The sequence below is a fragment of the Candidatus Paceibacterota bacterium genome (genome assembly GCA_035438625.1).
In the GTDB taxonomy this organism is placed as follows: domain Bacteria; phylum Patescibacteriota; class Minisyncoccia; order Phycocordibacterales; family DAORIS01; genus DAORIS01.
Window position 1 is genome coordinate 1 of record DAORIS010000007.1, and the last position, 12,608, is coordinate 12,608.

The 12,608-nt window shown below is 42.2% G+C and carries 16 protein-coding genes; 15 read left to right on the top strand and 1 reads right to left on the bottom strand.

From position 1 onward, the window contains the following. Nucleotides 1-216 precede the first annotated feature (216 nt). The 8 genes from PLF31_03065 (at nucleotide 217) to PLF31_03100 (ending at nucleotide 5,734) form a co-directional block, all read left to right on the top strand. Nucleotides 217-594, top strand: coding sequence for a hypothetical protein (locus PLF31_03065; GenBank protein ID HRH26420.1), 378 nt, complete (start codon nucleotides 217-219; stop codon nucleotides 592-594). A gap of 55 nt (nucleotides 595-649) precedes the next feature. Next, nucleotides 650-1,420 (top strand): peptidoglycan-binding protein, encoded by a 771-nt coding sequence (locus PLF31_03070; protein ID HRH26421.1) that lies wholly within the window; start codon nucleotides 650-652, stop codon nucleotides 1,418-1,420. Between the two features lie 62 nt (nucleotides 1,421-1,482). Next, a complete protein-coding gene (locus PLF31_03075; protein ID HRH26422.1) occupies nucleotides 1,483-2,019 on the top strand; it encodes an RpiB/LacA/LacB family sugar-phosphate isomerase in 537 nt (178 codons plus the stop codon). Further along, nucleotides 2,007-2,702: a hypothetical protein gene (locus tag PLF31_03080; GenBank protein ID HRH26423.1), complete on the top strand. Its 696-nt coding sequence runs from the start codon at nucleotides 2,007-2,009 to the stop codon at nucleotides 2,700-2,702. The genes PLF31_03075 and PLF31_03080 overlap by 13 nt, the downstream gene beginning before the upstream one ends. A 7-nt stretch (nucleotides 2,703-2,709) precedes the next feature. Further along, on the top strand, nucleotides 2,710-3,585 hold the full coding sequence (locus tag PLF31_03085; protein ID HRH26424.1) for a transketolase: 876 nt from the start codon (nucleotides 2,710-2,712) through the stop codon (nucleotides 3,583-3,585). After that, complete coding sequence (locus PLF31_03090) at nucleotides 3,582-4,574, top strand: transketolase C-terminal domain-containing protein (GenBank protein ID HRH26425.1); 993 nt, start codon at nucleotides 3,582-3,584, stop codon at nucleotides 4,572-4,574. The genes PLF31_03085 and PLF31_03090 overlap by 4 nt, the downstream gene beginning before the upstream one ends. A gap of 63 nt (nucleotides 4,575-4,637) precedes the next feature. Then, entirely contained in the window at nucleotides 4,638-4,859 is a 222-nt protein-coding gene (locus PLF31_03095) for a hypothetical protein (GenBank protein HRH26426.1), read from the top strand. A 5-nt stretch (nucleotides 4,860-4,864) separates the two neighbouring features. Then, nucleotides 4,865-5,734 carry a type II secretion system protein gene (locus tag PLF31_03100; GenBank protein HRH26427.1) on the top strand — a complete coding sequence of 290 codons (870 nt, stop codon included), beginning with the start codon at nucleotides 4,865-4,867 and terminating at the stop codon, nucleotides 5,732-5,734. 2 nt (nucleotides 5,735-5,736) lie between these two features. Here PLF31_03100 and PLF31_03105 read toward each other — a convergent pair whose 3' ends face one another. Continuing rightward, entirely contained in the window at nucleotides 5,737-6,759 is a 1,023-nt protein-coding gene (locus PLF31_03105) for a carbohydrate kinase family protein (GenBank protein ID HRH26428.1), read from the bottom strand. Between the two features lie 60 nt (nucleotides 6,760-6,819). Between PLF31_03105 and PLF31_03110 the strand changes: the two genes are divergently transcribed. The 7 genes from PLF31_03110 to tsf all read left to right on the top strand — a co-directional run bounded on the left by PLF31_03110 (nucleotide 6,820) and on the right by tsf (nucleotide 12,601). Then, a complete protein-coding gene (locus PLF31_03110; GenBank protein HRH26429.1) occupies nucleotides 6,820-7,689 on the top strand; it encodes a class II fructose-bisphosphate aldolase in 870 nt (289 codons plus the stop codon). Between the two features lie 51 nt (nucleotides 7,690-7,740). Next, nucleotides 7,741-8,400 (top strand): 50S ribosomal protein L25, encoded by a 660-nt coding sequence (locus PLF31_03115; GenBank protein HRH26430.1) that lies wholly within the window; start codon nucleotides 7,741-7,743, stop codon nucleotides 8,398-8,400. A gap of 76 nt (nucleotides 8,401-8,476) precedes the next feature. Next, entirely contained in the window at nucleotides 8,477-9,859 is a 1,383-nt protein-coding gene (locus tag PLF31_03120; GenBank protein ID HRH26431.1) for a lytic murein transglycosylase, read from the top strand. A gap of 13 nt (nucleotides 9,860-9,872) precedes the next feature. Continuing rightward, on the top strand, nucleotides 9,873-10,163 hold the full coding sequence (gene rpmE, locus PLF31_03125; GenBank protein ID HRH26432.1) for a 50S ribosomal protein L31: 291 nt from the start codon (nucleotides 9,873-9,875) through the stop codon (nucleotides 10,161-10,163). 54 nt (nucleotides 10,164-10,217) lie between these two features. After that, nucleotides 10,218-11,213 carry a PCRF domain-containing protein gene (locus PLF31_03130; protein HRH26433.1) on the top strand — a complete coding sequence of 332 codons (996 nt, stop codon included), beginning with the start codon at nucleotides 10,218-10,220 and terminating at the stop codon, nucleotides 11,211-11,213. Nucleotides 11,214-11,259: 46 nt separating this feature from the next. Next, nucleotides 11,260-11,973 (top strand): 30S ribosomal protein S2, encoded by a 714-nt coding sequence (rpsB, locus tag PLF31_03135; protein ID HRH26434.1) that lies wholly within the window; start codon nucleotides 11,260-11,262, stop codon nucleotides 11,971-11,973. Between the two features lie 37 nt (nucleotides 11,974-12,010). Next, nucleotides 12,011-12,601 carry an elongation factor Ts gene (gene tsf / locus PLF31_03140; GenBank protein HRH26435.1) on the top strand — a complete coding sequence of 197 codons (591 nt, stop codon included), beginning with the start codon at nucleotides 12,011-12,013 and terminating at the stop codon, nucleotides 12,599-12,601. Nucleotides 12,602-12,608: the final 7 nt, after the last annotated feature.

The following is a 12,608-nucleotide window of genomic DNA, read 5'->3' on the forward strand; positions in this document are numbered from 1 at the left end:
TGGGGTATACACACACACTTGTTGATCATGTGGTGAAGACAGCGGAATCGATACGGTAATATAAAAAAAGCTTTTACAGCACTAAGTATTATTGTTGTATTAGTTTTGATAGGTATAGTTGGAATCAATTTGTATATTAAGTTCCAAAACTCAATATTCTATAGTAGCCCTTCTTATTTTCCACCTACGATTCAAAAAACAGGATCGTACGGTTTAGTGTACCCAGCATTTGTTGATCCTACAGATGATACTCGTATTGATTATTATGTATGTAATGAAGGATATAACCTTCAAATTGTTCAAAATAGAAAAGGAGTAGAAAACAAAGGAAGGTATATAGAATTTAGAGGTATTAAGGCAGAAGATTATGTTTACATTCCTAGTAATTTTACTTTTGGCGAGGTGAAAACAATAAGCAGAAAACAAGATTATCGGTTTCTGGAATATTCTCAGATTGACACTAATCGTAAAATATATGTATTGTCGTGGCAAACTGAAAAACTGAATGCTGAAATTAGAGCTGTTAATACCTGTCTGTCTCAAAACAATGCAGTTGATGAATTAGTTAAAATCGCAGAGTCGCTAGAAGGGTAGTTTACAAATGTAACTGAAGCGGTAAGAGTTTTAAGGGTGTACCGTCATAAGGTATATGACAAAACTAATATCAGGTTTCTTTGCGTTGAGCCTTATTCTTGGCGGTTTATACGTACCAACAAGCGCCCATGCGTGTTCTTGTATTGCTAGGGCGTACACTCCACAAGAAAGACTAGATGAATCTCAGGGGGTTTTTATAGGTAAAGTTACTTCCGTAGTTAACGAATCATCAGATGAATATAGCGATAAAATTGCTACGTTTGAAGTAAGTACATATTGGAAATCAGTCGGAGAGATACGTAAAACAGAAAAAGTTCGCACATCTGGAAGTAGTGCATCGTGTGGACTAAATTTTGAAGTTGGGGAGACTTACATTGTTTTTGCGAGTGCATATCTAAGCTCAATGCCACAGGGAACTGAACCAGATCCTAATGCACCTAGATATGTTGGAATGTTGTGTTCTGCAACCGCCCCAGTTTCTCAATCTGGTAGCCTGATTGCGTCCTTAGGTGCGGGAACGACTGTTACAGGTAATGGCGGAACTCCAACTCCTACACCCACACCACCTGTAAATGATCCATTCCTAAAAAACCTTTCTCTTGGAATGTCGGATGCAGATGTATTGAAGTTACAAAAGTATCTCAATGCAAACGGATATGTAATTTCAGCAACTGGCGCAGGGTCAGTTGGAAATGAAACAAGTTATTTCGGTGCACGAACAAAGGCAGCTCTAATAAAATTTCAAACATCACGTGCAGCTGAACTTGGAATTGCAATTGGAACAGGATTCTTCGGACCACTCACACGCGCACTCTTAAACAAATAAAATAATTTATTTGTGTACAAAAAATCCCAGGGTTTCTGGGATTTTTTGATACACTTACATATATGAAGATATATGTTGCCGCTGATCATGCTGGATTTGTACTCAAAGAAGCACTCATTCCGTATATTTCATCATTAGGGTTTGAAGTTCAAGATTGTGGTGCACATATATTTGACCCGCTTGATGATTATCCTGATTACATAAAAAGAGCGGCTGCTGCAGTGTCTGATAATCCACAACAATCGCTTGGAATTGTAATTGGTGGATCAGGACAAGGAGAAGCAATTGTGGCAAACAAATATCCTCATGTTCGTGCAGCGCTCTATTATGGAGGAAACAAAAAGATCGTGTCACTCTCTCGAGAACATAATGATGCGAACATTCTTTCTCTCGGTGCTCGATTTATGACCACACGAACCGCAAAACAGATTGTTCGAGTGTGGCTTTCAAGTCACCACACGCTCCATGCACGCCATAAAGAGCGTATATCAAAGATTGCTGAGATCGAAGGAGATATCCTCCAAGCTGGCATCGCTGAGCAGATCACTGGCTTTGCAGAGACTGCATTTGGTAAGATCAAGGGTATATGGAAGAAATAAAGCCCACAATCGTACCTGCAATTATTCCCAGAGACTTTTTTGATGTTAAGGATGGAGTAGCACAGATTGCTGAGGAGGCAGATATTGTGCACATTGATATTTGTGACGGTAAATTTACCAAGAAGCCAACGTGGCCGTACGTTAAACACGACAAAATTTTTGAAGGCATTGTTGCTCAAGAAGAAGGATTGCCACGATGGGATGAGGTTGATTATGATATCCATCTCATGTGTTCTGACCCAGCCCCACTTGTAGAACAATGGATGCAAGCAGGTGCACAACGTATTTTTGTGCATTATGAAGCTGCAGGAGACTCACTATCAGAGTTACTCAATATGAGTAATGCATTTTCAGAAATTGGAGTTGCATTAAAAATTGATACTCCTGTTTCAGTACTTACACCATTTGCGGATCGTATTAAATCGATCTTGCTCATGACGATTGCTTCAATTGGGTCACAAGGAGAACCATTTGATGATCGATCTGTTGAACGAATTAAAGATGCAAAGACACTTTTTCCACAGGCACGAATTATTGTTGATGGTGGAATACACGAAGAGACATTGCTTGTCACGCAGAGCGCAGGAGCTGATACGTTTGTGATTGGCTCAACAATTTTTGATGCAGATAATCCTCTTTCTGAAATACGGGAGTTGAAAAGAATTTCTAGACAGGCTGTATAATCTATACATGCTTCCGCCGTTCTTGCATTCAACAGACGAGCATATTCGCTCACTTGAACTTATTGCCAATCGTATTCGGCAATCAATTATTGAAATGCTTCTTGAGGCTGGCTCGGGGCATACTGCTGGTCCACTTGGTATGGCGGATATTTTCACGGCGTTGTATTTCTCACTTCTTCGACACGATGCAAAACGACCAACATGGGATGACCGTGATCGAGTGGTGCTTTCTAACGGACATATTTGCCCAGTACTGTATGCAACACTTGCGCACGCAGGATATTTCCCAGTTAAGGAATTGTTAACACTCCGTAAATTTGGATCACGACTCCAAGGTCATCCACACCGTGAGTTTTTGCCAATCCTTGAAAACAGCTCAGGTCCTCTTGGATCAGGTCTTTCACAGGCAACTGGTATGGCACTTGCTGACAAGATAGATGGGATTACACACCGATATGTGTACTGCTTGATGAGTGATGGAGAACTACAGGAAGGAAACACATGGGAAGGAGCAATGCTTGCTGGAAAAGAACGACTCCATAACCTTGTTGCAATTATTGACCGAAACAACATTCAAATTGACGGTTTCACTGAAGACATTATGCCGCTTGAGCCGCTTCGCGCAAAATGGGAAGCGTGGAATTGGAATGTACTTGAGGTTGATGGACATGACATGGAAGATATCATCACAAAAGTGAACCAAGCAAAAAGTTCATATGGAAAGCCAAACATGATTATTGCGCACACGATTCCAGGAAAGGGCGTACCTGAATTTGAGCGAAAGTTTGAGTGGCATGGAAAGCCGCCAAATAAAGAAGAGGCTGCGCTCGCTCTTGAATCACTACGTAGCTTTGCGGGACAAATTCAACACGAAGGACAATGATGCTTAATAAAAACATATTTTCAAAGACTCCAGACGTTTCTCCTATTCGAAAGGGGTTTGGTGAAGGACTTGCGCTTGCTGGTAAGGAAGATACACGCGTTGTGGGTCTTTGTGCTGACTTAACTGAGTCAACACACATGTCGCTATTTAAGGAGCAATTTCCAAAACGCTTTATTGAAGTTGGTGTTGCAGAACAAAACCTTGCAACGGTTGCGTCAGGCTTGGCAGCGATGGGAAAAATTCCATTCATCACCTCGTACGCCATGTTTTCTCCAGGAAGAAACTGGGAACAAATAAGAACAACGATTGCGTATAACGACAGGCCGGTAAAAATTGCCGGGTCTCACGCTGGTATTTCAGTTGGTCCTGACGGTGGAACCCACCAAGCAATTGAAGATATTGCACTCATGCGTGTTATGCCAAATATGACTGTGGTTTCTCCATGTGACGCAATTGAGGCAAGAAAGGCAACACTTGCGCTGGCTAAAACGGATAAGCCTGCGTACATTAGACTTTCTCGTGAAAAAACTCCCATCATTACACTTGAAGATACCCCATTTGAAATTGGTAAGGGAAGTGTGATCTATGAGAATGATGCGTCAAAGAAGGGGCACAAGGATGTTGCGATTATCGCGACGGGTCCAATTTTGTTCCAAGCGCTCAAAGCAGCTTATTCCCTTGATCAAGACAGGGTTGGTGTAGTTGTTGTAAATATTCATACAATTAAGCCAATTGATCAGAAGCTAGTTGTTAAAGTTGCACAAGAATATAAAAGTGTAGTGACCGTTGAAGAACACCAGGTTTCAGGCGGTCTTGGAAGTGCGGTCTGTGAAGTATTAGCAGAACATGAGCCTGTACCAGTTGAACTTGTGGGAATTAGAGATCTGTTCGGACAGTCTGGTACTCCAGATGAATTAATTAAGCATTATGGACTTGATGCGGAATCAATTATTGAAGCGGGCAGACGAGCAATCCACAGAAAGAAATAACAGTGCAGTGCAGTGATATACTCAGTGCACGGTCTATTTATCAGCGTAAAGAGGGACCACTATATGGAAGAGCAGTACAACAACCCAGTCGAATTTGAAGATATACACAGTATCCACAGGTCCCTTCGTCCAGTCGAAGGACCCTCTTCAATGGAGAAAATGTTGTTAAAATTAGGCATTACCACCTCAAAAGACACTGCTAATTTCATACTACTATCCATCTCTATCATTTTCTTCGTAATCTCTTTTATTATTATTGCTGCTACAATTGGCCTAGGACAATAACATTTATGCATACCATACACATATTCAAGCAATATATAAGTCAGAAACTATCTCATCGTTTTAAAGTTGGATCATCAGGATTTACTCTTGTTGAACTCATGGTGGTGTTATCCATCATGTCTTTACTTTCTAGTATTATTTTTGCTTCAACACAGTACGCTCGTGCCAAGGCAGTAGATACTGCGCAGGTAAATACGGTAAAACAAATTAACACCGCTATTCAAGCAAAGATGTTGGCAACGGGTGGAAGTGCTCCGGCAAACCCGCTCGATGGTCAATCTGGTTGTGGTACAGGAACTGCGTGTGTTGCATATAGTAGTGGAACGGATGCTGGTGCAATTCCAGGGGACGGGAAAAATGCGTTTAATGAAGTGATGCAACAATTGGTAAACGAGGGATACCTCTCTTCGATTCCTGTTATACCAAATAAAAATTCAAGTATTGGGTATTACAACTTTGGTCCAAACAACCCAGTAGGAGCTGTTGTCTTTGGTTCACAAAAATTAGCTACTCCAACGTATGCTGGCCCTGTAAATACATGTAGACTTTTAATCGGAACAACGGCTCAGCAGCAACAGCAAAATCAAAGTATGAATATTCCAGTTACTCCAACAGAAATTGTAAAGAATCCACTTGTTTCTGTGGCGCATGCCATGGTTCCACCGAGCGGTCCTACAATAGAAGAACAGTTTCCTCGAATTGGTCCAAATGAAAGAGTACAGATGCTGACTTTTGCTGCTCAATACGAACAAATGTGTTATGACGGCGGAACACAATCATGCAATGATGGTGATCTTGGAGATGAAGACGAACAGTTCCCATCGTGCTCTTCTGAATACGCAAATACTAGCTACTGCTTGTGTGCTCCGTATTAGTTCTAGATTTCTGTAACTTTGTAATTTGAAGGAGCAGCAGATAGATATTCTGTAAGCTTTTTCTGGGAGAGTAGACCTTCTTGTGCACCTACACATTGCACCACAGACATTGAATTGATTGGTGCCCACGAAAGTGCAGTTTCCATTGGAAGTCCTTTTGCAAGTGCCACAACAAATGTTGATGCAAATGAGTCGCCTGCACCTGTGCGTTCAAGTGGCGGTTTCACGTCTGGGTAGGGGGGTTGGAATAGTGTCTGCTTTCCATCAAATGCGTATGCTCCCTTTGGTCCATCTGTAATGAGGACAATGTCTGGACCTACATCTTTCATCATAGACAGAAGTTCTTTTACTGTTGCACCTGCAATTTTTTCAGCGTCCTTTGGAGTGTAATCAGTAAGTAAAATATGTGCTTCTTCAACGTTGCAGACAAATACACTTGTTCGCTCATACAACTTTTTAAGGCGTTTTATACCGAGCTTAATCTGAAATGTTCCCGGCTGGAACGCTACCTTCATGTCTGGATGAGATTCGGCATACGCAATAATTTCATCGTGGTAATTTTCGGTGTTAGCTGCAAGAGAACTTACATACAGCCATTTAGGAGTATCAATAATGTTTGGCCAGACGTATTCGAATGCTTCGTGTTTAATGAGGATGGTACGTTCGCTTTCAAACCAAAGTACGTAGTGGTAGTTCGTATTTTTTCCCGTGTGACTTTTTACATATTTAGTCGAGACCCCATTTTTAAGAAGCTCAGCCATTGCTTCTTTGCCATGCACATCGTCACCAATGTTACTGATGAGTCCTGAAACAAGTCCGAGTCGTGCAGCTGAAACAGCAGCATTCGCGCTATTTCCAACCGCTTTAACTTCCTTGGCAAATTCAAATGGAATTTTGTCCCCAAAGCGCATGCATAATTCACACGTGTCCTTTTTCAGGTTACATGAAACGTGTGCGTCTTTGAGGCGGATGAATGCATCGGTTACGAGATCACCAATAGCAAGGAAATCAACGGGTTTGTTCATATGTAAAAAGTATATCATCGGCCCAAGGGAATTTTATTTCGAATGGGGTATACTTTGTGTATGAATACACCGACAGACTTGATGGGAGAAGTTCTCCAGGCTCGTGAAAAGGGAATTGCAGTAGGACATTTTAATATTTCTACAATCGACATGTTCCACGCGGTCGCTGACACGGCTCGCGCACTCTCTCTTCCTGTAATTATCGGAGTCTCTGAAGGTGAGCGCGACTATGTTGGGCTTCATGAAATAGTTTCTTTGGTTCGCATGCGTCGAGCAAACGGAGAACGGATATATCTCAATGCTGATCATACATATAGTGTAGAGCGCGTTAAGGAAGCAATTGATGCTGGGTATGATTCTGTAATCTATGATGCAGCAAAAGAGCCATTAGATAAAAATATTGCAGATACAAAGTTGTGTGTTGAGTATGCTACGTCAAAAGGTGGCTCAGTTCTCATTGAAGGTGAGGTTGGATATATTGGATCTTCATCAAAAATCTTGCATGAGGTTCCTGCAAATGTTGCCAAGGAAGAGTTTATGACAAAGCGAGAAGATGCCATTCGATACGTTAAAGAAACTGGCGTACATATGCTTGCACCAGCAGTTGGAAATCTCCACGGAATGCTTGCCTCAGGTCACAATCCTGAATTAAACATCAAAAAAGTTGAAGAAATTGCCGGAGCTGTACAGGCACCCCTTGTGCTCCATGGTGGCTCTGGGACAAGCGATGCTGATTTTAGGAATGCGATCAAGGCTGGTATCTCTTTGGTGCATGTAAGCACTGAATTACGCCTTGCATACCGTACTGCGCTCCACACATACCTCAACGAACACCCAGAAGAAGTGGCACCATACCGGTACCTACAACCAGCTAAAGATGCTGTAGCGAAGGTGGTTGAAAATAGACTTAAATTGTTCGCCGGGCTATAGTATCCTTCGTATTGATTGACTTTTTTCCTTTTCACGTTACAATCACAGCTCATGATTTCATTATCTGTCACAAAGCGCGATCCGAAGACCTCAATGGCATCTCTTAAGTGGGATGGCCGTATTGCGGGTGTTTTTTACGGAAAGAAGGAAAAGTCTACCCCTATTAGTATTTCACTTGTAGATTTCCAAAAAGCATTAGACGAAGCTGGAGAATCAACGGTACTTTCACTTACTGGTGACGGTGTTGCTGTAGAAGCCCTCATCCACGATGTTCAGTACAACCCAATCACTGATGTTCCTCAGCATGTTGATTTCTATGTAGTAGAAAAGGGACAGAAGGTGCAAGTAGGTATTCCTCTTGAATTCGAAGGTGTTTCTCCTGCAGTGAAGGATCTTGGTGCAACACTTGTTAAAGTGCTCCACGAAGTTGAAGTTGAAGCTGAACCACGAAATCTTCCACAGAAGTTTGTTATCGATATTTCTGCACTCACTACAATGGATAGCCAGATTCTCGTAAAGGACATCAAGCTTCCCGCTGGTGTTGAACTTGTTACAAAAGAAGACGATGTTATTGCATCAGTCTCAGAAGCTATGAAGGAAGAAGAGACTCCTGTAGTAATGGATATCTCACAAATTGAAGTTGAGAAGAAGGGTAAGGTTGAGGAAGAAGGAGCTGAAGGTGCTGATGCGGGAGGAGACGACAAGAAATAGTTTCAAACTACATATCAATTCAAGAACCGGACATGTCAAGGGTGTGTCCGGTTTTTGTTTCAGGTACAATGTGTATATGAGAACCGTGAAAGTGGTAGGAACGTATATATCTACAGCAGTACTAGCTCTTACTGTACTTACCCTCATTGCATCTGCACCCCTTGAACTTATATCTCTACACAGTGCGCAAGCTCAAGTTGTCCCAGCTCCAAACGAAGCGCAAATTGTTGAACAAGAAAACCGACTTAAACAAGAGCTAGAAGCTGTACTTAAGGAAATTGATGCACAGCGAGCTATCTTGCAACAAGAACAAGCCAAGGGATCAACGTATGCTGGTGAGTTGGCAAAGCTCACTGCTCAAATTAAGCTTGCGCAAAGCAACATCCGTGCCAAAGAAATTGCCATTACTGGTATTGGTAAGGATATAAATAGTAAGACTTCACAAATTCAGACCCTGTCTTCTCGTGTAGAAAAAAACCATGATTCACTTGCGCAGCTGATGCGAAAGACAGATCAGATGGATGATTTCAGCTTGAGTGAAGTGGTGTTGAGTAACCAGAATTTCTCAGACTTTTTTCAAGACTTTGATTCGTACCATTTTATAAAGCAATCACTCAACCAAACACTGACTGATATTAAGGAAAATAAACAACAGACAGAAGCACAGCGTGCAGAGCTCGATAAAAAGCGTCTCCAAGAGATTGATGAGAAGGTTTCAATCGAAGGGGAAAAACGAAAGATTGAAGTTGCAGAAACTGAAAAGAAGCGATTGCTCAATCTTTCTAAACAGCAACAAGCAAACTACCAAAGCCAGATTAATGTTAAAAATACACGTGTAGCACAAATCAGAAATGCACTCTTTGCGCTTCGAGACACCAGCTCAATCCCATTCGGAACTGCACTTGAGTATGCTAACGAAGCATCAAAGGTAACCGGAGTACGTCCAGCATTCATTTTGGCCATTCTTAAGCAGGAAAGCGACCTTGGAAAGAATGTAGGTCGTTGTAACCGTCCTGGAGATCCAGTTGAAAAGCAGTGGAGGAATATCATGAAGCCAACACGGGACATTGAGCCGTTTATTCGTATCACAACCGCACTTGGAATTGATCCAGAAACACAACCATTATCATGTCCCCTTGGATCAGGATACGGAGGCGCTATGGGGCCATCACAATTTATTCCATCAACATGGGAAATGTATGCTCCACGAATTGCCCGAGCAACAGGAGCTGATGTGGCTAACCCATGGAATGCCCGACATGCTATTTTTGCAACAGCAATTTATATGAGTGACCTTGGTGCAACCGCTCAAACCTTTACCGCTGAGCGTACCGCTGCACTACGCTATTACGCTGGAGGAAATTGGAGTTTACCTGCGAATGCATTCTATGGAAATCAGGTTATGGCCAAGGCCCAAGAAATTCAAGAGACTATGATTGACGTAATCCAAGGAAACTAGTATAATGCCCTCTATGAAATCTGATACACACCCTACATACACTCCCGCTGCCAAGGTTACTTGCGCATGTGGAAAATCATTCACTCTAGGCTCAACTAAGAGTGAAATTAACGTGGAAATCTGCAGTAACTGCCATCCGTTTTATACTGGAATGGAAAAGATGCTCGATGCTGCTGGACGAGGAGAAAAATTTAAGGCACGCAGTGCTGCAAAGAAGACTGACCTCAAGAAAAAGTCTGACGTAAAGGCTGAGAAGCGCGCAAAGCGAGTAGCAAAAGGACCTTCTATCTCAAAGAAGAAATAGATACTGTTTTTGAAAAAAGCGTCTCAATTGGCGCTTTTTTTATTTCACACAACCATGACTCTAGACATTGAAAAGTACAAAAAGAACCACCGAACGTCATATTTGGCGTCTCAGTATGAAGAGCAACTTAAAAAGGAGGAAGAATTAAAGCGTTTGGCATCTGAAGATCCTTCGTTTGCAGAATTAGCTGTCGAAGACTTGAAAGCTGTTGAAGAAGAAAAGAAACGACTTGCTGACCAGTTAACTGCAGTTGAACGTGCTGAAGAAGAAGAGGACCGGTATCCAAATGAACTTGTCCTTGAAATTCGCGCTGGCGCAGGTGGGGAAGAAGCTGCGCTCTTTGCAGCTGAGCTTGCCGAAATGTACAAGCGATATGCAGAGACTAGAGGCTGGACATGGGGAGTGGTTGACGAGTCAGCAAGTCCACTTGGAGGATACAAGGAAGCGAGCTTTGAAGTTCGTGGAAAGGAAGTATATCGATATCTCCGGTTTGAAACTGGAGTGCACCGAATTCAGCGTATTCCTGCAACTGAAAAATCAGGACGAGTACACACATCAACTGCATCCGTTGCTATTTTGCCGATCCGAAAACACTCAAAGATTGAAATTAATCCAGCAGATTTGGAGATGGAATTTTCTCGCTCAGGTGGAGCTGGAGGACAGAACGTGAACAAGGTTGAAACTGCAGTTCGACTCATCCACAAACCAACTGGTATTGATGTGCGCTCAACTTCAGAGCGAAGTCAGCTTAAGAACCGTGAAAAAGCTATGACTATTCTTACGGCAAAACTCGAAGCACTGAAAGCAGAGGAAGAAGCAAAGAAATTCTCAGCTGATCGAAAGGGACAGATCGGTACAGCTGATCGTTCTGAGAAAATTCGTACCTATAACGTCCTTCAGGACCGTCTCACTGACCACCGAATCAAGGAATCGTGGCACAACCTCCCAACCCTTATGGCTGGTGCTATTGAGGAGCTTATATCCACAGTTATAGATAAGATGGAGCACCCAGAGAAGATTGGAGCAGGAGAAGACGAAGATACTGACTAAGGTATCTTGCAATATAGCCCTAATACTGGTACAGTATCCGGACATTATGGAAAAAACAGCAGGAACCCCAACAACTGGAAGCGCTCTCGTTGAGAGCCTCTTTTCAGCAGGTGTCCATTACGGACAAGTTCGATCACGAAGACATCCGTCAGCCAAGAAGTTTATCTTCGGAACAAAAGAAAAAGTAGAGATTTTTGACCTTGAAAAGACTGCAGCTTCAATTCTTGAGGCAAAGGAATTCATCTCAAAAATCACATCACAAGGTGGTCAAATTCTATTTGTAGGTGGAAAGCCAGAAGCAAGAAATTCTGTCATTAAGTCAGCTCAGGCTGTCGGAATGCCCTATGTTGCTAACCGTTGGATCGGAGGAACATTTACAAACTTCGGTGAAGTAAAGCGTCGTGTAGCTCGTCTCGAGACACTCCGAAGTGAAAAGGAAAAGGGTGATTTTGCTAAGTACACAAAGCGTGAACGAATGATTCTCGACAAAGAAATTGAGAACCTCGAAAAATATTTCTCAGGAATTGTAACAATGAGAGAGCTTCCAAAAGCACTTATCATTGTTGATACAAAGCGTGAACACATTGCAGTTGAAGAGGCTAAGAAAGTTGGTATCCCTGTGATCTCACTTTCTAGCTCAGACTGCGACTTTAGCAAGATTGATATTGCTATCCCTGGAAACGATGCATCAATGGCTGCTGTGGCCCTCATCCTCGATGAGCTCACAAAGGCATTTACAACTCCTGGAGCTGTAAAGTAATTGGCGGCTTTAGAATCTCGATAAACTATATTTTGCCATGTCTATGGTAACAACAGAACAAATCAAGGAATTACGTGACATGACTGGTGTTTCAGTCATTCAATGTAAGAAGGCACTTGAAGAAGCTAATGGTGATAAGGAAAGAGCATTAGATATTCTTCGAAAGAAGAGTAAGGACATCGCAGCAAAGAAGGGTGATCGAGTATTTGGTGCTGGATCAGTTGCTTCATACATCCACTCAAACGGAACAGTTGGTTCACTTGTTGAACTAGTTACAGAAACTGATTTCGTTGCAAACAACCAAGAATTCAAAGCGCTTGCACGTGAAATTGCAATGCATGTCGCTGCGTCAAACCCTTCATTTGTTCGGTCTTCTGAAATTCCTGAAGCTGAACAAGTAAAGGCAAAAGAGCTCTTTGCAAGTGAAGTGGAAGGAAAGCCAGAAGAGCTAAAGGAGAAAATTCTCTCTGGAAAAATCAGTTCATATTTCAAAGAGCGAGTTCTTTTGGAACAGCCGTACATTAAGAACCCTGATATAACTGTCAGTGGTTTGATCGAACAGGCAATTCAGAAGTTCGGAGAGAAAATTGATGTGGGACGTATCGCACGTTTCGACATACACGGGTAATTGTTTT

Excerpts from the sequence above, each read along its gene's own strand:
- PLF31_03070 (HRH26421.1), top strand. The coding sequence starts at position 650 with ATGACAAAACTAATATCAGGTTTCTTTGCGTTGAGCCTTATTCTTGGC.
- PLF31_03075 (HRH26422.1), top strand. The coding sequence starts at position 1,483 with ATGAAGATATATGTTGCCGCTGATCATGCTGGATTTGTACTCAAAGAA.
- PLF31_03080 (HRH26423.1), top strand. The coding sequence starts at position 2,007 with ATGGAAGAAATAAAGCCCACAATCGTACCTGCAATTATTCCCAGAGAC.
- PLF31_03085 (HRH26424.1), top strand. The coding sequence starts at position 2,710 with ATGCTTCCGCCGTTCTTGCATTCAACAGACGAGCATATTCGCTCACTT.
- PLF31_03090 (HRH26425.1), top strand. The coding sequence starts at position 3,582 with ATGATGCTTAATAAAAACATATTTTCAAAGACTCCAGACGTTTCTCCT.
- PLF31_03095 (HRH26426.1), top strand. The coding sequence starts at position 4,638 with ATGGAAGAGCAGTACAACAACCCAGTCGAATTTGAAGATATACACAGT.
- PLF31_03100 (HRH26427.1), top strand. The coding sequence starts at position 4,865 with ATGCATACCATACACATATTCAAGCAATATATAAGTCAGAAACTATCT.
- PLF31_03105 (HRH26428.1), bottom strand. The coding sequence starts at position 6,759 with ATGAACAAACCCGTTGATTTCCTTGCTATTGGTGATCTCGTAACCGAT.
- PLF31_03110 (HRH26429.1), top strand. The coding sequence starts at position 6,820 with ATGAATACACCGACAGACTTGATGGGAGAAGTTCTCCAGGCTCGTGAA.
- PLF31_03115 (HRH26430.1), top strand. The coding sequence starts at position 7,741 with ATGATTTCATTATCTGTCACAAAGCGCGATCCGAAGACCTCAATGGCA.
- PLF31_03120 (HRH26431.1), top strand. The coding sequence starts at position 8,477 with ATGAGAACCGTGAAAGTGGTAGGAACGTATATATCTACAGCAGTACTA.
- rpmE (HRH26432.1), top strand. The coding sequence starts at position 9,873 with ATGAAATCTGATACACACCCTACATACACTCCCGCTGCCAAGGTTACT.
- PLF31_03130 (HRH26433.1), top strand. The coding sequence starts at position 10,218 with ATGACTCTAGACATTGAAAAGTACAAAAAGAACCACCGAACGTCATAT.
- rpsB (HRH26434.1), top strand. The coding sequence starts at position 11,260 with ATGGAAAAAACAGCAGGAACCCCAACAACTGGAAGCGCTCTCGTTGAG.
- tsf (HRH26435.1), top strand. The coding sequence starts at position 12,011 with ATGTCTATGGTAACAACAGAACAAATCAAGGAATTACGTGACATGACT.